This window comes from Micromonospora sp. SH-82 (genome assembly GCF_051132485.1).
In the GTDB taxonomy this organism is placed as follows: Bacteria; Actinomycetota; Actinomycetes; order Mycobacteriales; family Micromonosporaceae; genus Micromonospora.
Map to the genome: position 1 here is coordinate 828143 of NZ_CP148049.1, position 25277 is coordinate 853419.

A 25277-nucleotide genomic window follows, 5' to 3' on the forward strand; every position below is an offset into this window, starting at 1 on the left:
GTAGGGGCGGGTCCGACCCGGAACCAGGCGTGGGGAGGGAAACCTCCCCACACCGTCACCCACACCCCATCAGGGACCAAACCGGTTCGGCCATAATGGCGGGCGATGGTGCACGGAACGGAAGACGGCGGCGGCCCGGGGATCGACCTCGGGGTGCCGGGGTGCACCGACGCCGTACCCGTCGGTCGGGGTGGTTTCGGGGTCGTCTACCGGGCCTGGCAGCCGGACTTCCACAGGTGGGTCGCGGTCAAGGTGATCGCCGCCGACTGGGCCGGGCCGTCCCGGACCCGGTTCGAGCGGGAACTCCGGATGCTGGGCCGGTTGTCGGACCACCCGCACATCGTCACCCTCCACCAGGCGGGGCGGACCGCCGCCGGGAACCCGTACCTGCTCATGGCGTACGAGGACGGGGGTTCGCTGGCCGACCGTCTGGCGGCACCGCCCGCCGTACCCGACGGGGAGACCGCGCCGCCGGGATGGGTGGACGCGGTGGCCGGCGGCGTCGCGGTGGCGGGCGCCCTGGAGACCGCCCACCGGGCCGGCGTCCTGCACCGCGACGTGAAACCGGGGAACATCCTCGTCTCCCGGTACGGCGAACCGAAGCTCGCCGACTTCGGGCTGGCCCGGTCGCGTGCGGAGGTGACCGAGGGCGGCCGACGCCGGATCACCGCGAGCGTGCCCTACACGGCACCGGAGGTGCTCCGGGGCGAGCCCGCCTCGGTGGCCTCGGACGTCTACGCCCTCGCCGCGACGGTCCTGCACTGGATCCGTGGTGAGCGGGCCTTCACCGGTGACTCCGAACCCGAACTCCTGCGGCGGATCGCCGCCGAACCCGTCCCCGACCTGCGCCTCGACGGGGTTCCCGACGCGGTCTGCGCGGCAGTGGAACGGGCCATGGCCAAGAGCCCCGCCGATCGGCAGCCCTCCGTCGCGGCCTTCGCCGGGGAACTCCGCCACGCCCAGCGAGCGGCCGGGCAACCGGTCACCCCCTTCGTCCTGGGCGCCGAGACCACCGCTGCCCTCGGCGAGCCGGGGTCTGCCGGTGACGACTCCCCGGGAACGACTGGTGACGCCGGTCCGGGAACGACGGGCGACGGGGCACCAAGGGCTGCCGGTGACGACGACCCGACGGTCACCGCCACCGTCGGACGGTCCACCCGGCGTCGCGTACCGGCATCGGTCCGGGCCGTCGGTCTCCTGGTCGCCGGGGTCTCGGTGCTCGCCGTCGCCGGGTCGGCGGTCACCGCCCCGGCCGACCGGCTCACCGTCCCGGTGGAGGTGGCGATCGGCGAGTACGACCTCTTCGCCTCCTCGGAGGAGACCACCGTGGCGGTGCAGAACACCGGTCGACGGGAGGTCCGGCTGCACGGGGTGGCGACGGACGGCCCGCACGGCGACGACCTGCGGCTGACCGGCGAGGAGTGCACCGGCCGGATGCTGAGCCCGGGGCAGCACTGCGAGATCCGCATGATCTTCAGTCCTCGGGAGGTGGGGGCCCGCAACCCCCTGCTGTCGGTGACCGTCGTCGGGCGCACCCTGCCGTTGACGGTGCGGGTCACCGGGGCCGGTCGGCTCCGCCCGGCGAGCAGTGACGACGCCCCGCCGGGGCGGTGCTACGACGACGCCCACCAGGTCGGCCCGTCCGCCTACGGCTACTCGGGCGGGCTGCGGGGGCTGTCGGTGAAGCAGTTCTGGTCGCCGCAGTGCCGGGCGACGATGGCGTACGTCTGGGTCTGGCAGCAGTACCGGGACACCGCGATGCCCGGCGGCGGAACCTGGACCATCGACCTGGCCGGACGACCGACCGACGGCGGAGACGGGGTGCTGCAGCAGGCCCACGGGCAGGCACACGAGCTGTGGACCATCCCCCTGGACCTCGGGGCGGGCGTGGACTGCACCGTGGCGACCGCGACGGTGACCCACAGCGTCACCGGGGAGTCGATGACCGCCACCACCGACCCGTTCTGCGGGTGACGTGGGCGGATACTTCGAGCTTCACCTCGCCGGATCGGTACGCCTGGTCCCGCTCGCGGAGACGCTCACCATCGGCCGGGCGGCCGGAAACGACGTGACGATCGACAGCAAGCTGGTGTCCCGCCTGCACGCCCTGGTCGAGCGGTTCCCCACCGGCTGGTCCATCCGGGACCTGGGCAGCACCAACGGCACCCGGGTCAACGCCACCCGGCTCCGCACGGCGCAGATCCTGCGCGACCGGGACCGGGTGGAGATCGGCCCGGCCCGGCTGGTCTTCCACGCCCCGGCCGGGCAGACCGGGTCGCGGACGGTCGGGGTGGAACCGCCGTCCCCACCGCCGACGCTGACCCCCCGGGAGCAGGACGTGGTGGAGGTCCTCTGCCGGCCGTACGTGGTGGGCGGGACGCCGTTCCCCGAGCCCCCCACCGTCCGGACGATCGCCGCCACCCTGCACATCACCGACAGCGCGGTGAAGAAGCACCTCTCCCGCCTCTACGACAAGTACGGCCTGACCGGCAACGACGACCGCCGCCGCGCCCGCCTCGCCGGGGAGGCCCTCCGCCGGAAACCCACCTGAACCGCAGTGGCCATCGAGCCGTAGTGAGGTCGTTCGATCATCCCGACGGCAGGAGACGACTGTGACCAGCTCGAAACAGCGACTGGAATACGCCCTGATGGAGGATCAGCAGTATCTGGTCGCGGGGCTGGATCGCAATCAAGCACGACTCATTGCGAGCGACGTCGCTCGACAACTGGAACGGGCGCAGATCACCAGTCGAAATGCTTTCTACCTTGATGAAGCCCGTAACTCCGGTGAACCGATCTCTCAGACCGAGTACGGCAATGCAATTCAGTCGGCCCAAGGTGCTGCCAGAAACCTCGCCGGGCAGATCGAGTCCGCAATGAGGCAGAGGCGCATCGCCGTACCCTTCTCTCCTGAGGTCATCGCGGCTGCTCACAGTGGTATTCCCCAGCCACCTCCTGCGAACGCACGCAGCGGAAACGCCTGGCAACGAGAACTGGCAGAGGCACGGGCACAGGCACAGGCACGGGCACAGGAACGAGCCGAGGACTCGGACAACGACAGCGTGAACTCGACCGGGTCGAACACCGGAACCGAGTTCACAGCGGCCTCCTCTGCAAACGGCTTCCAGCCGGCCCCCTATCCGGTCGAGGACCAGCAGGATCTGGCGTGGCTGTTGCAGAACCTCAACACGGGACCCGGGTCCGTGAGTTCCCGTGCGGTCAGCTCCACCGGGGTCGGGGGAGGCGGCCCTTCTTCGCGGAACTCCGCGCGTCAACGCTCCTCCCGGCACCACCAGGAGCGCGGTGGCGGTAGCGGCAGGGGTCCGCGCTGATGACGGATCCGGCTCCCCCACCGGAGCGTTGGTCGCTGTTGCGGGAAGAGGTCTACACCCTCAGTGTTCAGCGCGAACTGGATCAGTGCACCCCGGAGGAGCAGCGCCAGATCGTCGAGAGTGCGCGCCACGAGCTCGACGCGATCGAGAGGGCCAAGTTCGCCCTCCGCACCTCGTCGGCGGGGGCGCTGGAGGAGTACCAGACGGCGCGGGACAAGCTTGACGATCGCGTCTACGCAGACCTCGACCTCATGAGTTACGGCGTCGACCCGAGCAGTCGACCGGCTTGGGCGGCGATGCGGTCACCGCACTGGAATCCCCCGGACCGCCCTCCGGAGACGCCGGATCTCAGCCCGCGCAGCTCGCAGGTCGCGCTCAGGCCGGTGTCGCAGCAGAGTGCGAACCCGCCCGGCCAGAGTAGGTGAAGGGCGGGTGCGGCGGTCCCGGACGATTCGTCCGGGACCACCGCACCGTCCGGGTCACCCGTCGGCGGCCAGGGCCGTCACCGGGCTGACCCGGGCCGCCCGACGGGCCGGGAGCAACCCCGCCACCGCGGTCGCCGCCGCCAGGGCCACCACCACCAGGAACAGTCGCCCCACCGGGAAGGTCACCGGCGCGTTCGCGCCGATCGCCCGGACCGCCAGGGCCGCGTACGGCAGGGCCAGGAGCAGGCCGAGGGTGGCGCCGATGAACCCGTAGAGCCCCGCCTCGACGGTCATCATCAACCGCAGCCGTCCCCGGGACATCCCGACCGCCCGGAGCAGACCTGACTCCCGGATCCGCTCCACCACCGACAGCGAGGTAGTCGTCCCGACTCCGACCACCGCCACCAGCACTGTCAGGCCGATCAGGGACAGCATCACCCCGACCACCCGGTCCAGGTTCCCCGCCAGGTCGTCCCGGCCGTCGGCGAGCACCGTCAGGTACGCGTCGGGACCTCCGGCGGCCCGCAGGGCGTCCACCGCCGCCGTCCGGTCCCGGTCCCGGTCGCCCGCCACGTCGGCCAGGAGGGCCGTCGGTGCCGCCGGGAGGCCGAGCCGGTCCAGGTCCTGCGGGTGGAGGATCGACCCGGCGCTCACCGGGGTGTCGTCGAGGGTGGCGGCCACGGTGAGCTCCACCGAACGGTCGCCCCGGGTGAGGGTGACGGTGTCCCCGGGGATGACCTGCGCCGCGCGGGCGACAGCGCTCGACAGCACCACCCGGCCGGGCCTCAGATCCTCCAGGTCACCGGCGGCGGCACCGAAGTCCGCCCAGGTGGTCAGGGCGCGCAGGTCCACGTCGACGGTGTCCAGCCCGTCGACCTCGACCTCGTCGACCCGTACGTCGCGGGTGGCCCGGAAGGGCACCACCCGGGTCAGTTCGTCGGCCGCCCGGACCCGGTCCAGCACCCCGGCCGACAACGGCACCCCGCTGTCCACGCTCCCGTGCAGTTCCAGGTCGGCGGGCGCCCGACCGGCCAACTCCCTGTCGATGACCTGCTCCAACGAGGCTTTGCCGATCAGCACACCGGCGACCAGGGTGACCCCGAGGGCGACCACCACGCTGACCGCAGCCGCCCGCCGTGGCGCCCCGCCGACCCCGCCGACGGCGAGCCGACCCAGGGGGCCGAGTCGACGCAGCGGCCACCCGACGGCTGCCACCACCGGCCGTACCACCAGCGGACCGAGCGCCACCAGCGCCGCGTACCCGAGGGTGCCGGAGAGGACGACGAGCATCAGGGGGACCGTCGCGTCGTACGCCTGCGGTTCGGCGCCGGGCAGTCGGGTCACCACCAGGGCGGCGACGGCCAGCGCGCCGACCGCGCCCAGCACCCCCGCGACGGCGCGCAACGGTCCCACCCCGCTGCCCCCGGGGGCGGTGGCGGCGGTCCGCAACGCCTCCAGCGGTGCCACCCGGGCGGCGGTCGCCGCCGGGGCGAGGACCGCCGTCACCGCGACCAGGACGGTGCCGAGCACCACCGCCACCGCCGCCCCGACCGGGTGGCCGGGGGCCACCACCTCGACGCCGGACAGGCCCGCCACCCGGGGCAGGAGCAGACCCAGCAGGTACGCGACCGTCACGCCGACCGTACCGGCGACCAGACCGGTGAGCGCTCCCTCGGCGACCAGCGCCCGCAGCAGCTCGCCCCGGTCGGCCCCCACCGCGCGCAGGAGGGCGAGTTGGCGCATCCGCTGGGCGAAGACGATCCGGAAGGTGGAGGTCGCCACCAGGGCGGCGGCCACGACGGTGACGGCGACGAACATGCCGACCAGGGCGAAGAGCCTGTCGATGCTGTCGCTGACGGCGTCGAGTTCGGCCTGTCGGGTCTCCTCGCCGGTGACGATCGTCGGGCTCTGCCCGTCGGTGACGGTGCCCCCGGTGACCGCTTCCAGGGCGGCCAGGGCGGCGGTCTGGTCGGCCCGGGGAGCCAGGCGTACCTCGATCTGGGCGATCCAGCCGGCGGAGAGGCGTACCGCCGCCGCGTCCGTGGTGTACGCGGTGTCGCCGCCGTCGCCGGGGGCGTCGACCACCCCGACCACCCTCAGGGTGATCGGGTCCGGCGCGCCGTCGGACCCGTCGACGACCGGCGGTTCGATCCGGGTGGTGTCGCCGACGTCGAGCCGGAGCCGTTCGACTGTGAGCCGGGTCACCGCGATCTCGTCGTCGGCGCTCGGGTACCGCCCCGCCACCACCCGGACCGTGGCCAGCGGACCGGTGCCCGGGTCGACGGCGATCGTGATCGGTCGGGGCTCCCCCACCAGCCGGGTGCCGACGGAGGTCCGGGCCACCGCCTCGGCGACCTCCGGCAGCTCACGGACGGCGGCCAGCATCCTCGGGTCGGCCCCGCCGCTCGCGCCGACCACGTAGTCGACGGCGGCCGGCGTACCGGCGAAGTCGGCCACCACCGTCCGCTCGGTGCTCCGGGCCGCCAGGACGGTGCCGAAGGTGACGAAGGCCGCGACGATCATCGCGAGCCCCATCAGGAGCACCCGCCGGGGTCGCCGGAGGCCGTCGACCAGCTGGGAACGCAGCACCGTCGTCCGTCGGCTCACCGGGGCACCGCCAGGCCCTGCAACGCCCCGGCGATCGTCGCCCGGTCGGGCCGGTCGAGGTCACCGGCGATCCGCCCGTCGGCGAGCAGGACGACCCGGTCGGCGTACGCGGCGGCCACCGGATCGTGGGTCACCATCACCACCGTCTGCCCGAGTTCCCGCACAGAGGTACGCAGGAACGACAGCACCTCAGCACCGGAGGTGGAGTCCAGGTTCCCGGTCGGCTCGTCGGCGAAGACCACCTCCGGGGCGGTGACCAGGGCTCGGGCCAGGGCGATCCGCTGCTGCTGCCCGCCGGAGAGTTCACTGGGCCGGTGCCGGAGCCGGTCACCGATGCCGAGGACCGCCACCACGTGGTCGTACAGGGCGGGGTCGGCGTCGCGCCCGGCGAGGTCCAGCGGGAGCCTGATGTTCTGCTCGGCGGTGAGCTGCGGCAACAGGTTGAACGACTGGAACACGAACCCGATCCGTTCCCGCCGGACCCGGGTGAGGACCCGGTCGGACTGCCGGGTCAGGTCGGTCCCGCCGAGGAGCACCTGCCCCGAGGTGGCGGTGTCCAGCCCGGCCAGGCAGTGCATCAGCGTCGACTTGCCGGAGCCGGACGGCCCCATGATCGCCGTGAAGGCGGCCCGACCGAACCCGACGGTGACGCCGTCGAGGGCGCGTACCGAGGTCTCGCCCCTGCCGTACACCTTGACCAGATCGACGGCCGCGACCGCCGTCGTCGGTGGCGGCGGACCGGCCGGGGCGGGGTGTCGCATCCTCATCTTCCCTCCACGTCTGGGGTGAACGGGGTCGATCCTGGCGGGACACCGGCCATCGGCACATCCGTCCAGGGGCAGGTCCGGGGGCGGACGGCTCTGACTTTCGGCCGATCCGGCGGGCCGTCGGGGCTGGCTACCGTGGGTGGGCGATGACAGAGACCATTCAGCGTTGGCTGGGGCGGGCCGGGACGGTCTTCGCCCTGACCGGCATGGGGGTCCTCTGGCTCTTCGAGACGACCTTCGGGAACCCGGGTGCCGGGCCGTACACCGCGTTGGTCATGGTGGCCCGGGGGTTCCTGACCGTCGCCGCCGCCGGGGTCTGGCTCGCCGCCCACCGGCTCGGCCCCACCCGGTCGGCGGTCGCGGCGACACTGGTGGCGCTCGGGTCGGCGGGTCTGAGCATCGGCCCGGTCGTCCTGCTCGGCCTCGGCGCAGGGGACTACCGGGACGTCGGGTACGGCGGTCTCGCCCCCACCTTCTGGGGGCTGCCCGAGTCACTGGCGCTGCTCGGCGTCGTCTTCGCCCTGGCCCGGATCGCCAGGCCGGTGCCCGCCATGGTCGCCCTCGGCTGCACCGGGTTCGCGCTCGCCGTCATGCCCCTACGGTCCGGGACGGACTTCGTCTACCTCTTCTTCGGCATGGTCTACGCGCTGGTCGCCGCCGGGGTGGCGGCGGGCGGAATGTACCTGCGGCTGACCGCCGCCGTCCGGGACCGGCAACTCGCCGCCGTCCGCGCCGAGCAGCGCGCGGAGTTCGCCCGGGACCTGCACGACTTCATCGCCCACCACGTGACCGGGATCGTGGTGCAGGCCCAGGGCGCCCGGTACGTCGCCGCACAGGACCCGGGGCGGGCGGTCGAGGCGTTGGAGCGGATCGAGCACGCCGGGGCGGAGACCATGACCGCGATGCGTCGGATGGTCGGCGTCCTGCGGGACGACGCGGCACCCGACGCCCCGCTGGCCCCCCTCGTCGACGTCGCGGACCTCCCCGATCTGGTCGGCCGGTTCGGCACCGCCGACGGAGTACAGGCCCACCTGCACACCGAGGGTGCCCTCGACGACCTGCCGGTGGAGGTGACCTCCTCGGCGTACCGGGTGGTGATGGAGGCGTTGACGAACGTCCGCCGGCACGCCAGAGGTGCCCGACGGGTGGACGTGTGGGTGAGTCGTACGCCGGATCGGCTGTTGGTCCGGGTCACCGACGACGCCCCGACCACCCGGGCGGTGACCCGCCGTGGCTCCCGGCAGGGGTTCGGGCTGGTCGGCCTGACCGAGCGGGTAGCGGCCACCGGCGGGCGGCTCCGGTTCGGCCCGGGTGTCGACGGCGGGTGGACCGTCGACGCGGAACTGCCCCTGACCAGGGGTACGGTGCCCCGGTGATCAGGGTGATGGTCGCCGACGACCAGGCGATGGTACGGACCGGCTTCGGCATGATCATCGGTGCTCAGCCGGACATGGAGCTGGTCGGGGAGGCCGGTGACGGCGTCGAGGCGGTGGAGGTCGCCCGCCGGACCCGCCCGGACGTGGCCCTCCTCGACATCCGGATGCCGAGGATGGACGGCCTGGCGGCGTTGAAACTGCTCGCCGACCCCGCCGCCCATCCGGTCCGGGTGGTCGTGGTCACCACCTTCGACCTCGACGAGTACGTGCACACCGCGCTGCGCAACGGGGCCTGCGGTTTCCTGCTCAAGGACTCCGGCCCGGCCCTGCTGGTGGAGGCGGTCCGCGCCGCCGCGTCCGGTGACGCCCTGATCAGCCCCTCGATCACGGTACGGCTGCTGCAACACCTGAATCCGCCGTCGACGCCCTCCGGGGCACCGCAGAACGTCCTCTCCCCGCGTGAGCTGGACGTGGTCAAGCTGGTCGCCAGGGGTGCCACGAACGCCGAGATCGCCGGACGGCTCTACATCTCGGTCGGGACCGTCAAGACCCATCTCGGCAGCATCCAGGCCAAACTCGACGTCCGGAACCGGGTCGAGATCGCCGCCTGGGCCTGGGAACGACACCTGATCACCTGACCGGCTGGGTCTAGCGCTTGCTCACAGCGGGTGCGGCTAGTATCCGCAGGATTATGGAAGATTTACCTCATCATAGTCCGTGGCCTCTGCTCGTCCTGACCGCCGAACCGGCGATCACCACGCGGCAGGGGCTGACCGATGTATGAACTGATCCTTCTCGGGATCGGCCTGGTGCTCACCGTCGGCACCGGCATGTTCGTGGCATCCGAGTTCGCGCTGGTCAATCTGGATCGCGGCGAACTTGAGGCACGCCAGTCACGCGGGGAGAAGCGCCTCGGTCCGACGATCGCCGCGCTGAAGATCACCTCCACCCACCTGTCCAGCGCCCAGCTCGGGATCTCGCTGACCACCCTGCTCACCGGTTACACCTTCGAGCCGGCGGTGAGTTCACTGCTGGCCGACCCGCTGGGTGCCGTCGGCGTACCCGAGCGGGCCGTTCCCGCCGTCGGCACGATCGTCGGCATCCTGCTCGCCACGCTCTTCTCGATGGTGATCGGGGAGCTGGTCCCGAAGAACTTCGCCCTCGCGGTGCCGTTGCAGACGGCGAAGTTGGTGGTGCCGTTCCAGGCCCTCTTCACCACCGTCCTCAAGCCGGTGATCCTGGGGTTCAACAACACCGCCAACGCGGTCATCAGGGCCTTCGGGATCGAACCGAAGGAGGAGTTGTCCGGCGCACGCAGTGCCGAGGAACTCAGCTCGTTGCTGCGACACTCGGCGCGGGCCGGCGTACTCGACCAGGACCACGCGACGCTGCTGGACCGTACCCTGCGGTTCTCGGAGCGCAACGCCGGTGACGTGATGACGCCCCGGGTCCGGATGACGGCGGTGGAGACCACGGCGACCGCTGCCGAGATCGTCGAACGGTCCCGGTCCACCGGCCTGTCCCGGTTCCCGGTCATCGGCCGCGACTCCGACGACGTCGTCGGGGTGCTGCACGTCAAGCACGCCTTCGCCGTCCCGCTGCCGGAGCGTTCACAGGTACGCGCCAGCGACCTGCTCGTGGAGCCGTCGCGGGTCCCCGAGTCGATGCACCTGGACGTGCTGCTGCCCACCCTGCGCGGCAAGGGTCTGCAGTTCGCCGTGGTCTACGACGAGCACGGCGGTACCGCCGGGATCGTCACGCTGGAGGACCTCGTCGAGGAGATCATCGGCGATCTCGAAGACGAGCACGACCGGGCGCGGACCGTCCTGCTGCGGCGGGGCAAGTCGGTCTACTTCGACGCCTCGCTGCGCCCCGACGAACTCCTCGAACGAGCCAAGATCGTGATTCCCGAGGACGACGAGTACGACACCGTCGCGGGTTTCGTCACCGACCGCCTCAAGAGGTTCCCGAAGATCGGGGACGAGGTGCAGATCGCGGGCGGGGTACTGCGGGTCGAGCACCTCAACGGCGTACAGGTGGACCGGCTGCGGTTCCTCCCGACCGAGGTGGCGGCCACCGGGGCCGACCGCCCGGCCGGTGACCGTACGGAGGAGAAGACCCGATGAGCGAGTACCTACCCGGGATCATCTGGCTCTTCGTCCTGCTGGTCGTCAACGCGTTCTTCGTGGGTTCCGAGTTCGCTGTCATCTCCGCCCGCCGGTCCCAGATCGAACCGAAGGCCCAGGCCGGAAGCCGTGCCGCCCAGACCACCCTCTGGGCGATGGAGCACGCCACCCTGATGCTGGCCACCAGCCAGCTCGGCATCACAGTGTGCTCGCTGCTCATCCTGAACGTCTCCGAGCCGGCGATCCACCACCTGTTGGAGATCCCGCTGGCGCACACCCCGTTGTCGCCCGGGTCGGTCACCGTCCTGGCGTTCGTCGTGGCGCTGGTCCTGGTGACGTTCCTGCACGTGGTCTTCGGTGAGATGGTGCCGAAGAACATCTCGTTCTCGGTGCCCGACCGGGCGGCGCTGATCCTCGCCCCGCCGCTGGTGCTGGTCGCCAGGATCTTCAAGCCGATCATCTGGAGCCTGAACGGGATCGCCAACGGGATCCTGCGCCTGTTCAAGGTGACGCCGAAGGACGAGGCCACCAGCACGTACACCCTGGACGAGGTGGCCACGATCGTGGCCCAGTCGACCCGGGAGGGGGTGCTCGTCGACGACACGGGCACCCTGACGGCGGTGGTCGAGTTCACCGAGAAGACCGTCGGGGACGTCGAGGTCCCCCTCGACAAGCTGGTGGTCCTGCCGTCCGGAGCCACCCCGGCCGACCTCCAGCAGGCGGTCGCGGCGCACGGCTACTCGCGCTACCTGCTCACCGACGACGGTGAGCCCAGCGGGTACCTGCACGTCAAGGACGTGATGGACCTGACCGGCGAGGAGTACACCCTCGCCGTACCGGCCAAACGGGTACGCCGGCTCGCGGCGGTCCGCCGGGACAGCGAGCTGGAGGACGCGCTGGCCGCGATGCGCAGGAGCGGTTCGCACATCGCCCGGGTCCTCGACGAGAGCGCCACCACCACCGGCGTCCTCTTCCTGGAGGACATCGTCGAGGAGCTGGTCGGCGAGGTCCAGGACGCCACCACCCGCTGACCGACCCGACACCGACAGGGCCGGTACGGAGACCGTTCTCCGTACCGGCCTTTCGTCGTGGTGCCGGGCTTTCGTCGTGGTCCGGCGGAACCTGACGGGGCACCGCTTCCGAAACTTTCGGCCCGGTTACGCCACAGTGTTTCGCCGATATTTCCGAAAGTCGTTGACAAGGGCGATCGGTCAGTCCAATACTGGCGCCATCGATTGACATCCATGGAGATCGATCCCACCCACCGCACCCCGGCAGCTCGTGCCGGACGACCCGCTGCCGGACCCCGCGCCAGCCCGTCCCGAGGAAGAAGGCACGCACATGCTCGACAACCCCGCCCAGGTACGCCACCGCAGACGCCCCCGCCTCCGAATGCTCCTCGGTGCCGCCTGCGCCGCCGTGCTGGCCACCACAGCAGCCACAGCGATCGTGGCGGGTCCCGCCCAGGCCCAGACCGTGACGTCGAACCTCGAAGGCAACCACAACGGCTACTTCTTCTCGTTCTGGAAGGACAGCGGCAACGTCTCCATGACCATGGGTAGCGGCGGTCAGTACAGCACCCAGTGGAGCAACGTCAACAACTTCGTCGCCGGGAAGGGCTGGAACCCGGGCACCCGGCGCAACGTCACCTACTCCGGCACCTTCAGCCCGAACGGCAACTCGTACCTGACCCTCTACGGGTGGACGAGGAGTCCGCTCGTCGAGTACTACATCGTCGACAGTTGGGGCTCCTGGCGCCCACCGGGCGCCAACTCGATGGGCACGATCAACACCGACGGCGGGACGTACGACATCTACCGCACCCAGCGGGTCCAGCAGCCCTCCATCGACGGCATCCAGACGTTCTACCAGTACTGGAGCGTCCGGACCTCGAAGCGGGTGGGCGGCACCATCACCACCGGCGCCCACTTCGACGCGTGGGCCGCCCGGGGGATGAACCTCGGCAACCACTACTACCAGATCATGGCGACCGAGGGTTACCAGAGCAGCGGAAGCTCGAACATCACAGTGGGCGGCACCAGCACCAACCCGCCCAACCCGACCACCCCGCCGCCCGGTGGCGGATGCACCGTCACGGTGAGCCGCGCCGACGAGTGGAGCGACAGGTTCAACGTGAACCTCTCGGTCAGCGGCACCAACAACTGGGTCGTCAGCATCCGTACCAACGGCGGCCAGAGCCTGCAGAACAGCTGGAACGCATCGGTCAGCGGCACCAGCGGCACCCTCACCGCCCGCCCGAACGGCAACGGCAACAACTTCGGCGTCACCCTCTACAAGAACGGCAACAACACCACACCCACCGCCAGCTGTACGACCGGCTGACCCGAACGCGACGGCGGGGTGCCGACGAACAGTCGTCGACACCCCGCCGTACCTGCGAGAACCCCCCGGCGCACCCGCACGTACGGGTGCGCCGGTCGCCTGTCAGCCCATCCGCTCCCACAGGGCCGGGGTCTGGGTCGGCTCCCAACCGGGCAGCGCCACGTGCCCCTGCCGGCACATGTAGACCACTCCCTGGTAGGTGACGTGCGCGCCGGTCGCGTACGGGGTCTGCGCCCGCCAGTCCGGCACCCCTTCACCACCGGCCTCGGCGGCGGCGTGCCAGAGGGCGGGTACGTTCGACGGCTCCCAACCGGGCTGCGCCTGGTGCCCCTGCACCGCCACGTACGTCGTCCCCTGGTACGTCACCTGCGCCCCGGCCGCGTACGACGTACCGGCCGCCCACTCGGCTCCGCCCGGGTTGTGGTTCTCGTTGCCGCCCGGGGTGTGGTGTTCACCGTGGTTCTCCTGGCCACCCGGGTTCCGGGTGTCGGCACGATGCTCCCGTGCCGGCGGCGGGGTGTTCTGGTGGTTCTCGTGCTGGTCGTTCTCCTGCCCGCCCGGGGTGTGGTGTTCACCGTGGCCGTCGTGGTGCTCGTGACCCGGCGGCTGGTCCTCGGGGCGCTGCTCGATGAGGTTGTGCGGCCGAGGGTCGGGCTGCTGTTCGGGGTTGCCCTGCTGCGTGCCGCCGCCTCCGAAGACCACGTCCGAGCAGGCGTAGAAGGCCTCCGGGCTGTCCGACCGCTGGTAGATCGTGTAGATCAGGTGCCGGCCCTGCTTCCCCGGCAACTGACCGTCGATCTTGAAGAGGTTCCCCTCCAGCGGCGGACGCTCCGCCCGCAGGAACGGCTCCGACTCCAGGTCGCCCCAGGTCAACGGGGCGGCGGGGTCGTATCCGTCGCGCGTCACGTAGAACTCGAACGTGCCCACGTGGGGCGCGGTGCCGTGCCAGAGGAACTGGTAGTTGCCCTCGGACGGCAGGTTGGTCGTCGGCCAGTCGCCCCGGTCCAGGTCCAGGCCCCGGAACGCCTCGTTGCCCGCGCTGCACAGCTTGCCGTCCGGAATGACCTCACGGTGCCGTCCGTCCACGTCGGGCACGAGGACGCCGTTCCAGTCGTAGAGGGCCTGCGGGCCACCGGCCTCCAGGAGCGCCCGGCACGCCTCCGACCGTGGCGTCTCCGCCCCCTCCTGGTAGCAGAGGTAGATCCGACTCGGCGGTGACTGCATCGACCCGTGCGCCGCCGCCTGCCCCTCGCCGAGGGTGAACACCCAGGCGACCACCGAGGCACTGGCCAGGACCGCCGAGGCGGTGAGCGCGGCGACCCGACGCACCCCGAAGCGATCCATTGCTGTCGAGCCGTCCCGGGACGGCATGCCCCCGGATGACGCGGGCCAGGCGGCCAAGGATGCCCGACGACCGAACCTCAGTCCCATCACACACTCCTCAGTCATTCGCGGACGGCGGCTGTGACTGCCGCCACCCCTACCACGGGGTGAATGGGGGTTCGGTTCAGCCGGACCAGGACGAATGTCACCACGGATTGATCCACCGGTCAGGAAAAGCTCAGAACCGTCCAGCCTGTCACGTGACGTAGCGCACCCCCGACGGTCCTTCCATCGGCCACAGGGCCCCCGCCAAATGTCCGGTACGCCGACCACCGCCACGAGACTCCCTCGCCTTCTCCCGTCTAGCGTCGACACCGTGATCAGCGACCGCTCGACCTTTCTCAGCCAGTTCATCCGCCACCCCCTCACCACCGGCGCTGCACTGCCCAGCGGGTCCACGCTGACCCGGGACATCACCGCGACGGTGCCGCGCCGAGGGCACCCCCTGGTGGTCGAACTCGGGCCGGGGACCGGGGTGTTCACCGAGGCGATCCAGCAGCGGTTGGCAGGTCGGGGCCATCACCTGGCTGTCGAGGTCAATCCGAGCTTCGCCACCGGACTGGCCCGTCGGCACCCGGGGGTCGACGTCGTCCAGGCCGACGCGGCCACGCTGGGGGACCTGCTGGCCCAGCGTCGCCTGGCCGCCGCCGACGTGGTGATCAGCGGACTGCCCTGGGCCGCCCTGCCGCAGGACCGGCAGTCGGTGATCCTCGACGCCGTCGTCGGGTCGCTCGACGCCGGCGGCGTCTTCACCACCTTCGCGTACCGGCACGCGCTGCCGACCCCTCCGGCCCGACGGTTCCACCGGCTCCTCACCGAGGCCTTCGACGAGGTGACAGTCGGTCGGACGGTCTGGGCCAACATGCCTCCCGCCCTGGTCTACCACTGCCGCCGCCCGCTACCCCGCCCCTGACCCCCGGGTCGGATCGTCCGCTGCGGCGGTGGCGAGTTCGTCGAAGTGCCGACGTCGCAGCCGGGTGCCGGTGAGGTGGGCGGAGCGGGCCAGCGCGATGGTGCCGATCGCGGAGGTGGTCAGGTGCAGGGCGACGATCGCGACGACCTTCACCAGCCCGGACAGACTGGGCTGGACCAGCAGGGCCCCGGTCACCACGAGCACGATGCCGACGCCACCGGCGGTGCCGACGGCGGAGATCCGGGTGTACGGGTCGGGGAACCTGACGATGCCGAGGGCTGCGGTGGCGAAGACCAACGCGCCGAGGACCACGACGACGTTCCCGACGACTGTCAGGGCGTTGCTCATCGTTTCCCCCGGGTCAGTGCGCGGGCCAGCGACAGGGCGCCGAGGAAGCCGACGAGGGCGGCGACCAGGACGAGGTCGAAGGTGAACGGGCTGGCCGTTCGTACTCCGACGAGGGCGACGAGGCCGATCACCCCGAAGAACAGCAGGTCACCGGCGACGGCGCGGTCGGCGTCGGTGGGACCGACCACCATCCGGACGGTGCCCACCAGACAGGCGAGTCCGATGACGACGATGCCGAGGTCGATACCGATCATGTCGGGTCTCCGGAGGGACGGACGGCATGCAGCATGCGGGTCTCCATGACGCGAAGCTCGGCGCGCAGGGCGTCGGCGTCGGGTGCGTACATGCCGTGGACGAACAGCACCCGGGTGCCCTTGGCGTCGGCGCTGGTGGTGGTGCCCAGGGTGAGGGTGCCGGGAGTCAGGGTGATCAGCGCCGCGAGCAGGGTGATCTCGGCGTCGGTACGGCATCGGGTGTCCAGGCGGGCGATCCCCGGGGTGGAGTCCTGTCCGGGGGTGAGGTTGTCGCGCAGCACGACGACGTTGGCGACGACGAGTTCCCTGACGTACCAGGCGGCGAACGCGACGAGCCGCAGCGGCCAGGTGATCCAGGCGGTCACGACCCGATCACCGCCTCGACGTAGCCGGACGGGTCGTGCAGGCCCGCCGCGGCGATCCGGGCCAGGGTCAGCAGCAACTCGGCCCCGAGGCCGAGACCGAGCGTGAGCGTCGCGAGCACGACCGCCGGTGCCGCCAGTGCCACACCGATCCGAGGCCCCGCCGGTTCACCGCCGGGACCTTGGCCGACGGGACCTTCACCGCCGGAACCCTTGCCGACAGGCCCCTTGCCGACGGGACCCCAGAAGACGCCGGACCAGATCTTGAGCATGGACAGGAGGGTGACCAGACTGACCAGGATCATCACCACTGCCGCGGTGCTCCGGCCGGTGTCGAGGGCGGCCGTCACCAGGCTGAGCTTGGCGACGAATCCGGAGAACGGCGGCAGCCCGGCCAGCGAGAGCGCGGCCACGAGGAACGCGGCGGCGATCACCGGTTCCCGGCGGGCGAGACCCGAGACCGCGCCGAGGGCCCCGGTGCCGTGGCGGACCTCGACCGCCCCGGTGGACAGGAACAGCGACGCCTTCACGATCATGTGGTGCAGCAGGTAGAAGATCCCTGCGGTCAGCCCCGCCTCTGTGAACAGGGCGACGCCGAGCAGGATGTAACCGATCTGGCTGACCATGTGGAAGGCGAGGATGGACCGGGTCGTGTCCTCCCCGACCGCGCCGAGCACGCCGACGACCATCGTGAGGCTGAACACGACGACGCCGACCCACAGGTACCTGGTGTCCCCGTCGAAGACCACGGCGTAGATGCGGTAGATCGCGTAGATCGCGACCTTGGTGTGCAGGCCGGAGAAGAGGGCGGTGACCACCGGTGAGGTGGCCGGGTACGCCCGCGCCAACCATCCGTGCACCGGTACGACGGCGGCCTTGATGCCGAGGGCGAACAGGCACACGGCGGTGGCGAGTGCGACAGTCTCGTCCCGGCGGGCGGCACCTGCCAACTCGGCGAGGTTGACGGTGCCGGCCGTGCCGTAGACGAATCCGACCCCGGCCAGGAAGACAGTCGAGGTCAGCAGGTTCACCGTCACGTACAGCCGGGCCCCGGCGATCTGTCGTAGCGGGGCCTTCCGGGGGGCTGCCAGCACGAACAGGCCGTACGACGGAAGCAGCATGACCTCGACGAACACGAAGAGGTTGAACAGGTCGGCGGTCGACAGCGCCCCGTTCACCCCGGCGGTGAGGACCAGTACGAGCGGGGCGAAGTACCGGGTGCCCACCCGCCCCTGGGCGAGCGCGAAGGCCGCGACGGTGAGCGACAACAGCCCGGTGACGGTGAGCATGAGGGCGGTGAACATGTCGGCGGCGAAGGGGATCGCGACGCCGAACGGCCACCGGCCCACCCCGTGGGCGAGCACGCCACCGTCGGCGAGGGTGACCACGAGGCCGACACCGGTGGCAGTGACCGCCGTCAGGACTGTGAGCAGCACCGTGGCGTGGAGGCGGGGACGGTCTCCGCACGCCACCAGGAACCCGGCGGCCAGCAACGCCACCGCCACCAGGAGCGGAAGCACCGAGGCGGTCATCGCCGCCCCCCGTCCGCCGCCGGATCGGTGGTGTCGTCCTCCCGGCCGGTCACCGCGAGCACCAGCATGAAGACCGTGATCGAGAACGCGATCACGATCGCCGTCAGGACGAAGGCCTGCGGCAACGGGTCGGCGACCGCCGACAGATCCTCGGGGCTGCCGAACGGCGCCGCACGACGTGACGTCCCCCCGGCCGCCATCAGGGCGAGGTTCACGGCGTGTCCGAGCAGGACGAACCCGAGGATCACGCGCAGCATCTCACGTTGGAGGAACAGGTAGACGGCCCCGGCGACCAGGAGTCCGGCGGTGACGGCGAGGGTCATCGTGCGCCCACCTCGTCAGGAGCCGGGGCACCGCCGGGTCCACCGACCCGGTGCTGTCGGCCCAGCAGGTTGAAGGCGGTGAGCACCACCCCGACCACCGCCAGGTACACACCGACGTCGAAGACCAACGCGGTGGTCAGTTTCATCCCGAACACCTCCCCGTGCAGCGGTCTGAGGAACGACCCGTCGACGTAGCCGAGCAGCCCGGTCCCGGTGCCCACGACGACGCCGCAACCGATGAGAAGGAGGTACGGCCAGCGGATCCGCGCCGCCGGGTCCGAGGGGGCCGCCAGGTACAGCAGGGCGAACCCGGCCCCGCCGACCAGGGCCGCGATGAACCCGCCGCCGGGTTCCTGATGACCACGGACCAGCAACAGCAGTGACAGCAGGACGATCAGCGGACCGACCACCCGGGTCACCGTCCGGACGAAGACGGTGTTGTCCAGCGGGTCGGCCAGCGGGGACCGGTCGTCGAGGCGGGCCGACCGTACCGGGACGGGTCGACGCGCGTGCAACAGTGCCGCGACGGCGACCCCGGCGACCCCGAGCACCGTCAACTCGCCGAGGGTGTCCATCGCCCGGAAGTCGACGAGGATCGTGTTGACGACGTTCGCCCCGCCGGTGGTCTGCTCGCCCTGACGGAGGAAGTACTCCGACGCCGCCGACATCTCCCGTCGGCCGGTGAACGCCCACACCCCGAGGGTGGTCGCCGTACCCGCCGCGATCGCGAGGAGGGCCGCCGGGAGTCGCCGCCGCACCCGCTCGGCGGCGAACCGGACCGGCAGTCGTCGCAGCAGCAGCACCATCACGCAGACCGTCAGGATCTCCACCAGCAGCTGCGTCAACGCCACGTCCACAGCGCCCAGGGCGAAGAACCACAACGCCGTCGCGAACCCCGTGACACCGACGACCACCACGGCGGCGATCCGGGTCCTGGCGCGTACGGCAGCGAGGACTCCCCCCGCTACCAACGCCACGAGCAGCCAGTCCAGCGGCAGCGACGGGTCGCCGACGACCGGCCCCAGTGGGCTCCCGGCGAGTACGCCGACCAGGGCGATCGCCGTGACACACACGACGGGGACGGCCAGGTGTCGACGGGGTGCGTCGGTGCCGGTCCACCCGCCGACGACGGCACCCAACCGGACGAGGCCCGCCCGGGACCTGTCGACCACGTCGATCCCGGAGACCGGTGACCGCAGTGGCGCCAGGACCCGGTCGACCCGACGCCGGGCCGCCACCACCGTCGAGCCCAGCCCGAGGACCAGCACCGACATCCCGAGGGCGAGGGTCAACCCGTGCCACAGCACGAGGTGGACGTCCACCGGGGCACCGGCCGCCGCCGAGGCCGCACCGGTGGCCAGGGGGTCGAGCAGGAACGGAGCCGAACCCAGGACCAGCCCGGCGAGGGCGCAGAGCACCGGCGCGGCCCAGAGCGTGACCGGCGCCTCGCGCACCACCCGTCCGGTGCGCCCGGCGAACGCCCCGAACACGATCCGACCCGAGTACGCGAAGGTCAGCACCGCCGTCACCACCACCGCCCCGGTGACGGTGGCCCCGATCCAGGCCGGACCCGGCATGTCCAGGAACGCGGCGAACATCGACTCCTTGCTCACGAACCCCAGCAGCAGCGGGACACCGGCCATCGACGCCGCAGCCGTACCCGTGGCGACGGCGGTCACCGGCATCGACAGGCGCATCGCGCGGAGCCGGCGGACGTCCCGCGTACCGGCCTCGTGGTCGACGACCCCGACCAGCATGAACAGGGCCGACTTGAACAATGCGTGCGCGACGGTGTGCACGACGGCGGCAGTGAGCGCCGCCGGCGTCCCGACCCCGATCAACGCCGTCAGCAACCCGAGCTGACTCATCGTCGAGTACGCCAGCAGTTCCTTCAGGTCGTGTCGGCGCAGCGCCGCGACGGCCCCGAACACTGCGGTGACCAGGCCGCCGGTCACCAGGAGCAGCCGCCAGGCCGGCACGTCCGAGACCGCCGGGGAGAACCGCAGCAGCAGGTAGACGCCGGCCTTGACCATCGCCGCCGCGTGCAGGTAGGCGCTCACCGGTGTGATCGCCACCATCGAGTCCGGAAGCCACGCCTGGAACGGGAACTGCGCCGACTTCGTGAACGCCGCCACCGCCAGCAGGACCGCGACGGTGGTGGCGAACGCGGGGTCCTGCGCCCAGACCGGGTCGGTGAGGAGTTCGCCGATCCGGGTGGTGCCCGTCCGGACGACAGTCAGGGCCACCGCCGCCAGCAGGGCCAACCCACCGGCGGCCGTCACCAGCAGGGTGCGTACGGCGGGTTCACGCCCGGCCGGGCCGGACCGGGCGATGAGCAGGAACGAGCAGAGGGTGGTGGCCTCCCACGCGACGAAGAGCACCACCAGGTCGTCCGCCAGCACCAGCAGCAGCATCGCCGTGGCGAACGCCGTCATCAGGACGAAGAACGACGTGTGTCGACCCGGCCCGAGATAGCGGGCCGAGTATCCGAGCACCGCCGCACCGATCACCAGGACCAGCAGGGCGAACAGCAGGGCCAGGTCGTCCAGGCGCAGGGCGAGGTCGACACCGAGGGTCGCCGCCACCAGCAGCGGCAGGGCCGACACCCACCCTGCGGCCCGCCCGACCGTCCGGGTGACGACGGGGGCGGCGACACAGGCGAGCAGGGACGCCCCGAGACAGGCGAAGAGCACGAGTCCACCTCAGTCCGAATGCCAGGGAAACCCTCGGACCGGCGAGCTGTCGTCCTCGCGAAGCGTCGGACGACGTCGGGCCGAGGCCTACGCGTCGGCAGGGACCGGAACGACGCCGGCCAGGATCGCGCCCCAGGTGGAGACGTACCCGTTGGTGCCCGGATGGGACAGCACCCACCGGACCGGCACCCGTGCCGGTCGCCAGGTCGGGGCCAGGGCAGACATGGAGACGATCCTAGTCGCCGCTCCCGGCGGCGGCCGGTGACCCGCGTCTCACCGCCCGGCCCGGTCGCCGGTCGTCACCGACTGCCCAGCGTCGCCACCCCCGGGCCGCTCAACTCCTCCATGTAGTCGGCGCGACCGGTCATCGCCATGATCAGCGCCAGTGTCGGGCCGGTGACGAGGGCACCCTCGCCGACCCGGAAGGGGCCGTCGGTCGACTCCAGCCGCAGACCGCCGATCCGGCTTCTGGCCCGGACCACCAGGTCGGACCCGCTGTAGTACGCGGCGAGCCGGGTCAGGACGGCCGACGGGTGACGCCGTCGGATCCCCAGCGGACGTCGGATGTCCTCCCCGTGGACGACCGCCTCACCGAGCATCGCCACCACCGGCAGCGGCGGCTTGGTGGTGCTGTCGACGACGGCCCGGAACCGGTCGAGCGTCTCGCCCCCGGTCTCCCCCAGGTGCTCGGCGAGCCGCACGGCGACCTGTCTGTCGAAGTCGAAGCGGCAGCGGACCACCCCGGCGAACCACCGCAACGGGGTGAGGCTGGCGGCGGCGGTGAGATGGGCCAGTACGTCGCGGACGCTGAGCCCGGAGCAGAGCGAGGGCGTACGCCAGTCCGGCTCGGTCAGCGTCGTGAGGTCGGTGGCGAGGGCGGCCCGCTCGGCGTGGACCAGCGGCCAGAGGTTCTTCTCGGTCATGTGAATGGTGACCGCCGGGACGGGGCAGAATCGTCGGTGGTGAACGACGAATCCGACCTGACCCGAGCCCAGGCGGGCGACGACGTGGCATTCACCCGCCTCGTCGCACCACTTCGTGGCGAGCTGCACGCGCACTGTTACCGGATCCTCGGGTCGGTCCACGACGCGGACGACGCACTCCAGGCCGCCCTCCTGCGGGGCTGGCGGGGGTTGGCGGGCTTCGAGGGGCGGAGCAGCCTGCGGTCCTGGCTCTACACCGTCGCCACCCGCACCAGTCTCGACCTGGCCGAACAGCGTGGCCGACGGGCGCTCCCCGCCGACCTGAGCCCCGCGGCGGAACGGGTCGCCGACGGGCCCGACGAGCCGGCCGTCGAGATCGCCTGGCTCGGCCCGTACGCCGACTCGGCGCTCACCGCGTACGAGCAGCGCGAGGCGGTGGAGCTGGCCTTCGTCGCCGCCCTCCAACACCTTCCCGGCAACCAGCGGGCGGCACTGTTGCTCTTCGACGTCCTCGGGTTCACGGTGGGTGAGATCGCCGGGATGATGGAGACGTCCACGACGGCGGTCAACTCGGCACTGGCCCGGGCCCGCCGGATCGTCGCGGAGAAGGCCCCTCGGCCGAGTCGGCACGAGACGGCCACGCTCGACGACGTACGGCTGCGTCGGCTCGCCACCGAGTTCGCCGACACCCTGGAACGCGGTGACGTCGACCGTTTCGTCGCCCTGGTCACCGAGGACGTGACCTGGTCCATGCCGCCGCTGCGACGCTGGTACCGGGGGCGTCGGGCGGTGGCCGACTTCGCCGTCGCCGTGCCGATGACCCGTTGCCCGAGCTGGCGGTACCGGGTGGTGAGCGCGAACGGCCAACCGGCTGTCGCGTTCTACGTCGGGCCGGACCGGGACGGTCCCCACGCCGCCTGGTCGATCACGGTTCTCACAGTCCGGGCCGAGCGGATCTCCCTGATCACGTCGTTCCTCGGGGGCGAGCACTTCCCCGCCTTCGGCCTCCCGGCGGCGCTGTGAGGGGAAACCCGCCCCTCGACGGGGTCACCGCCCCGGCCGAGGGGTGAACGCTCGGCCGGGGCGGTGCGGGGTGCGACGTCGATCGCGGTGACTGTCGGTCAGCGGGGTGCGAGTCGGCGTTCGAGTGCCTCACCCTCGACGTCCAGGGCCGGGACGACCCGCTCCATCCAGCGGGGCATCCACCAGATCCGGCGGCCGAGGATGAGCATGACGGCGGGGACGACGAGCATCCGGACCAGGAAGGCGTCGACCAGGACGCCGACGGCGAGGGCGAAACCGATGGTCTTGAGGATGATGTCGTCGGTGAAGGTGAAGCCGGCGAAGACGCCGACCATGATCAGTGCTGCGGCGGCCACCACCCGGGCGCTGTGGGTGAACCCCTCGACGACCGCCTGACGGGCCGGGGTGCCGTGGACGTACGCCTCCCGCATCCGGGTGACGAGGAAGACCTCGTAATCCATCGCCAGGCCGAACAGGATGCCGGTGAGCAGGATCGGCAGAAGGAACAGCACCGGGCCGGTGGCGTCGAGGCCGACGAGTTCGTTGAGCCAACCCCACTGGAAGACGGCGACGGTGGCCCCCAGGGATGCGCCGACGGAGAGCAGGAAGCCGAGCGCGGCCTTGACGGGTACCCAGATCGAGCGGAACACCGCGACGAGCAGGATCAGCGCCAACCCGACGACGACCGCGAGGTAGAGCGGGAACACGTCGGCGAGTTCGTTGGAGATGTCCACGCCGACGGCGGTGACGCCGGTGACGAGCGCCCGGGCTCCGTTCTGGTCGGGAAGGTCCGACAGGGCGGTGCGGATGTCGGCGACGAGGTTCTTGGTGGACTGGTCCGACGGCCCGGAGCGGGGGACGACGGTGAGGGTCGCGAGCTGTGCGGTCTCCAACTGCCCCAGGTACGCGGCCTGCGCCTCGGGGGTGTCGCTGATGATCGCCGGGATGACGAGGGCGATGTCGGAGTCGTCCCTGGTGGCCAGGGTCTGTAGCCGCTCGGTGGCGGTGGCCACCGCACCGACCGGGTCCGGGGCCTGCCTGGTGTCGACGACGACGAGCAGCGGACCGTTGGCTCCGGCGCCGAAGTTCTCCTCGATGAGGTCGAACGCGACACGCACGTCGCTGCCGGCGGGCTTGGTGCTGTCGTCGGGCAGGGCGAGCTGCAGGGAGGCGACGGGGACGGCGGCCACGGCGGCGGCCACGATCCCGGCGAGGAGGGCGGCCCAGCGGTGTCGGGCCACACCCTCGACCCACCGGCGTCCGAGCGGACGGGGCTCGACGCGAGCACCGTCGGCGTCGGCGTCGGCGTCGGCGTCCGTGCTCGCCGAGCGGTGGCTGCGCCCGGTGAACCCGGTGCCGCCGACCGTCTTCGCCGAGCGGCGGCTGCGCTTCGTGACCCGGTCGCCGGCGAACCCGAGGAGGGCGGGCAGCAGGGTGAGGGCGATGAGGACGGCGAGGCCGACCATGAACGCCCCGCCCAGGCCCATCTCGGTGAGGAATCCGATGCCGCACACGGAGAGCCCGACGAGGGCGATGACGACCGTCAGACCGGCGAACACCACGGCCGAGCCGGCGGTGCCCACGGCACGGCCCGCCGCCTCCTCCAGCGGGCGGCCCCGGCGTACCTCGGCCTGGTAGCGGGACAGGATGAACAGCGCGTAGTCGATGCCGACAGCCAGTCCGAGCATCGAACCGAGCGCGGGGGTGGTGGTGCTGAGCTCGACGAACCCGGAGAGGGTGGCGATGGCGGTGATGCCGATCCCGACCCCGACCAGCGCGGTCAGCAGCGGCATCCCGGCCGCCACGAGCGACCCGAGGGTGAGGGCCAGCACCACGAACGCGATGGCGATGCCGATCAGTTCGGCGAGTGCCCCACCGATCTCCACCCCGAGTACGTCTCCGCCGATGGCGGCCGTCAGCCCGGCCTGCTCGGCGACGTCACGGGCGGCTTCCAGGCCGTCCCGGTCCGCCGGGGACAGGTCGACGGCACCCCGGTCGTAGCTGACCGAGGCGTAGGCGGTGCGCCCGTCCTCGGAGATCGTCCCGGCGGTGAACGGGTCGAGGACCGACACGACCCCGCTGGTCCGCAGCGCCGCGAGCGCCTCGGAGACGGCCTGCTGGTTGGCCGGGTCCGCGATGGACCGGCCCTCCGGCGCCTGGAACACCACCCGGGCGGTCGCGCCGTCCGGCGCTGCCTCCGGGTCCCGCTCCCTGATCAGGTCGAACGCCTCGGTCGACTCGATGCCCGACAGCTCGAAGCTGTCGTTGGTCTTGCCGGAGAGGGTCACCGACCCGAGGACGACGGTGAGGAGCAGCAGCACCCAGACTCCCGTCACCGTCCACCGGCGGCGGAACGACCAGCGACCGAGTCTGAACAACTGCCACGCCATGCCGCCCCCTCCCGCGCGTCCGGGGTCGGCGCTCGGGTCGGTCGTCGGTCGGCTGGGGCGGGCCACGCCGGTCGTCGGGCCTTCGGCGACACGCATCTGGTCACTTCCCTCGGGGTCGGGGACGGCGACGGGATCTCGTCGCTGGGCAGACCGTAGC

Annotated in this window: 23 protein-coding genes; 11 read left to right on the forward strand and 12 right to left on the reverse strand. The window is 71.6% G+C overall.

Annotated elements, in window-relative coordinates:
- Positions 1 to 105: 105 nt before the first annotated feature.
- The 4 genes from WHN02_RS03795 to WHN02_RS03810 all read left to right on the forward strand — a co-directional run bounded on the left by WHN02_RS03795 (position 106) and on the right by WHN02_RS03810 (position 3757).
- Positions 106 to 1974: a serine/threonine-protein kinase gene (locus tag WHN02_RS03795; RefSeq protein ID WP_434742070.1), complete on the forward strand. Its 1869-nt coding sequence runs from the start codon at positions 106 to 108 to the stop codon at positions 1972 to 1974.
- Position 1975: 1 nt separating this feature from the next.
- Positions 1976 to 2551: an FHA domain-containing protein gene (locus WHN02_RS03800; RefSeq protein WP_434742071.1), complete on the forward strand. Its 576-nt coding sequence runs from the start codon at positions 1976 to 1978 to the stop codon at positions 2549 to 2551.
- Between the two features lie 61 nt (positions 2552 to 2612).
- A complete protein-coding gene (locus WHN02_RS03805) occupies positions 2613 to 3332 on the forward strand; it encodes a hypothetical protein (protein WP_434742072.1) in 720 nt (239 codons plus the stop codon).
- The gene (locus WHN02_RS03810; protein WP_434742073.1) at positions 3332 to 3757 is read left to right on the forward strand and encodes a hypothetical protein; all 426 of its coding nucleotides are present in this window, start codon (positions 3332 to 3334) and stop codon (positions 3755 to 3757) included. The genes WHN02_RS03805 and WHN02_RS03810 overlap by 1 nt, the downstream gene beginning before the upstream one ends.
- Positions 3758 to 3811: 54 nt before the next feature.
- Here WHN02_RS03810 and WHN02_RS03815 read toward each other — a convergent pair whose 3' ends face one another.
- On the reverse strand, positions 3812 to 6364 hold the full coding sequence (locus WHN02_RS03815) for an FtsX-like permease family protein (RefSeq protein ID WP_434742074.1): 2553 nt from the start codon (positions 6362 to 6364) through the stop codon (positions 3812 to 3814).
- On the reverse strand, positions 6361 to 7131 hold the full coding sequence (locus WHN02_RS03820) for an ABC transporter ATP-binding protein (protein WP_434742075.1): 771 nt from the start codon (positions 7129 to 7131) through the stop codon (positions 6361 to 6363). Before WHN02_RS03820 ends, WHN02_RS03815 begins: the two co-directional genes overlap by 4 nt.
- Positions 7132 to 7277: 146 nt before the next feature.
- On the opposite strand from WHN02_RS03820, the gene WHN02_RS03825 reads away from it, so the two are divergent.
- The 5 genes from WHN02_RS03825 (at position 7278) to WHN02_RS03845 (ending at position 12976) form a co-directional block, all read left to right on the forward strand.
- A complete protein-coding gene (locus tag WHN02_RS03825; protein ID WP_434742076.1) occupies positions 7278 to 8507 on the forward strand; it encodes a sensor histidine kinase in 1230 nt (409 codons plus the stop codon).
- Positions 8504 to 9145 (forward strand): response regulator, encoded by a 642-nt coding sequence (locus WHN02_RS03830; protein ID WP_434742077.1) that lies wholly within the window; start codon positions 8504 to 8506, stop codon positions 9143 to 9145. Before WHN02_RS03825 ends, WHN02_RS03830 begins: the two co-directional genes overlap by 4 nt.
- 138 nt (positions 9146 to 9283) lie before the next feature.
- Complete coding sequence (locus WHN02_RS03835) at positions 9284 to 10633, forward strand: hemolysin family protein (protein WP_434742078.1); 1350 nt, start codon at positions 9284 to 9286, stop codon at positions 10631 to 10633.
- Positions 10630 to 11664 carry a hemolysin family protein gene (locus WHN02_RS03840; RefSeq protein WP_434742079.1) on the forward strand — a complete coding sequence of 345 codons (1035 nt, stop codon included), beginning with the start codon at positions 10630 to 10632 and terminating at the stop codon, positions 11662 to 11664. Before WHN02_RS03835 ends, WHN02_RS03840 begins: the two co-directional genes overlap by 4 nt.
- A gap of 310 nt (positions 11665 to 11974) precedes the next feature.
- The gene (locus tag WHN02_RS03845) at positions 11975 to 12976 is read left to right on the forward strand and encodes a glycoside hydrolase family 11 protein (protein WP_434742080.1); all 1002 of its coding nucleotides are present in this window, start codon (positions 11975 to 11977) and stop codon (positions 12974 to 12976) included.
- A 102-nt stretch (positions 12977 to 13078) separates the two neighbouring features.
- On the opposite strand, the gene WHN02_RS03850 is transcribed toward WHN02_RS03845, so the two are convergent.
- On the reverse strand, positions 13079 to 14305 hold the full coding sequence (locus WHN02_RS03850; RefSeq protein WP_434742081.1) for a lytic polysaccharide monooxygenase: 1227 nt from the start codon (positions 14303 to 14305) through the stop codon (positions 13079 to 13081).
- A 370-nt stretch (positions 14306 to 14675) separates the two neighbouring features.
- On the opposite strand from WHN02_RS03850, the gene WHN02_RS03855 reads away from it, so the two are divergent.
- Positions 14676 to 15272, forward strand: coding sequence for a class I SAM-dependent methyltransferase (locus WHN02_RS03855; protein WP_434742082.1), 597 nt, complete (start codon positions 14676 to 14678; stop codon positions 15270 to 15272).
- Here the strand turns inward: WHN02_RS03855 and WHN02_RS03860 are convergent.
- From WHN02_RS03860 to WHN02_RS03895, 8 genes are all read right to left on the reverse strand, one after another.
- Positions 15258 to 15620, reverse strand: a complete 363-nt coding sequence (locus WHN02_RS03860; RefSeq protein ID WP_434742083.1) for a cation:proton antiporter — start codon at positions 15618 to 15620, stop codon at positions 15258 to 15260. The two genes, WHN02_RS03855 and WHN02_RS03860, sit on opposite strands and share 15 nt — an antisense overlap.
- Positions 15617 to 15874 carry a monovalent cation/H+ antiporter complex subunit F gene (locus WHN02_RS03865; protein ID WP_434742084.1) on the reverse strand — a complete coding sequence of 86 codons (258 nt, stop codon included), beginning with the start codon at positions 15872 to 15874 and terminating at the stop codon, positions 15617 to 15619. Before WHN02_RS03865 ends, WHN02_RS03860 begins: the two co-directional genes overlap by 4 nt.
- Complete coding sequence (locus tag WHN02_RS03870) at positions 15871 to 16239, reverse strand: Na+/H+ antiporter subunit E (RefSeq protein WP_434742085.1); 369 nt, start codon at positions 16237 to 16239, stop codon at positions 15871 to 15873. The genes WHN02_RS03865 and WHN02_RS03870 overlap by 4 nt, the downstream gene beginning before the upstream one ends.
- Positions 16236 to 17768, reverse strand: a complete 1533-nt coding sequence (locus WHN02_RS03875) for a monovalent cation/H+ antiporter subunit D family protein (protein WP_434742086.1) — start codon at positions 17766 to 17768, stop codon at positions 16236 to 16238. The genes WHN02_RS03870 and WHN02_RS03875 overlap by 4 nt, the downstream gene beginning before the upstream one ends.
- Positions 17765 to 18091 (reverse strand): cation:proton antiporter subunit C, encoded by a 327-nt coding sequence (locus WHN02_RS03880; RefSeq protein WP_434742087.1) that lies wholly within the window; start codon positions 18089 to 18091, stop codon positions 17765 to 17767. The genes WHN02_RS03875 and WHN02_RS03880 overlap by 4 nt, the downstream gene beginning before the upstream one ends.
- On the reverse strand, positions 18088 to 20784 hold the full coding sequence (locus WHN02_RS03885; protein ID WP_434742088.1) for a DUF4040 family protein: 2697 nt from the start codon (positions 20782 to 20784) through the stop codon (positions 18088 to 18090). The genes WHN02_RS03880 and WHN02_RS03885 overlap by 4 nt, the downstream gene beginning before the upstream one ends.
- Before the next feature lie 87 nt (positions 20785 to 20871).
- Positions 20872 to 21009 carry a hypothetical protein gene (locus WHN02_RS03890; RefSeq protein WP_434742089.1) on the reverse strand — a complete coding sequence of 46 codons (138 nt, stop codon included), beginning with the start codon at positions 21007 to 21009 and terminating at the stop codon, positions 20872 to 20874.
- A gap of 74 nt (positions 21010 to 21083) precedes the next feature.
- Positions 21084 to 21707, reverse strand: coding sequence for a maleylpyruvate isomerase family mycothiol-dependent enzyme (locus tag WHN02_RS03895; RefSeq protein ID WP_434742090.1), 624 nt, complete (start codon positions 21705 to 21707; stop codon positions 21084 to 21086).
- Between the two features lie 39 nt (positions 21708 to 21746).
- On the opposite strand from WHN02_RS03895, the gene WHN02_RS03900 reads away from it, so the two are divergent.
- Positions 21747 to 22730, forward strand: a complete 984-nt coding sequence (locus WHN02_RS03900; RefSeq protein WP_434742091.1) for an RNA polymerase subunit sigma-70 — start codon at positions 21747 to 21749, stop codon at positions 22728 to 22730.
- Positions 22731 to 22828: 98 nt separating this feature from the next.
- Here the strand turns inward: WHN02_RS03900 and WHN02_RS03905 are convergent, their stop codons facing one another.
- Positions 22829 to 25120 (reverse strand): MMPL family transporter, encoded by a 2292-nt coding sequence (locus WHN02_RS03905; RefSeq protein WP_434743808.1) that lies wholly within the window; start codon positions 25118 to 25120, stop codon positions 22829 to 22831.
- Between the last annotated feature and the right edge of the window lie 157 nt (positions 25121 to 25277).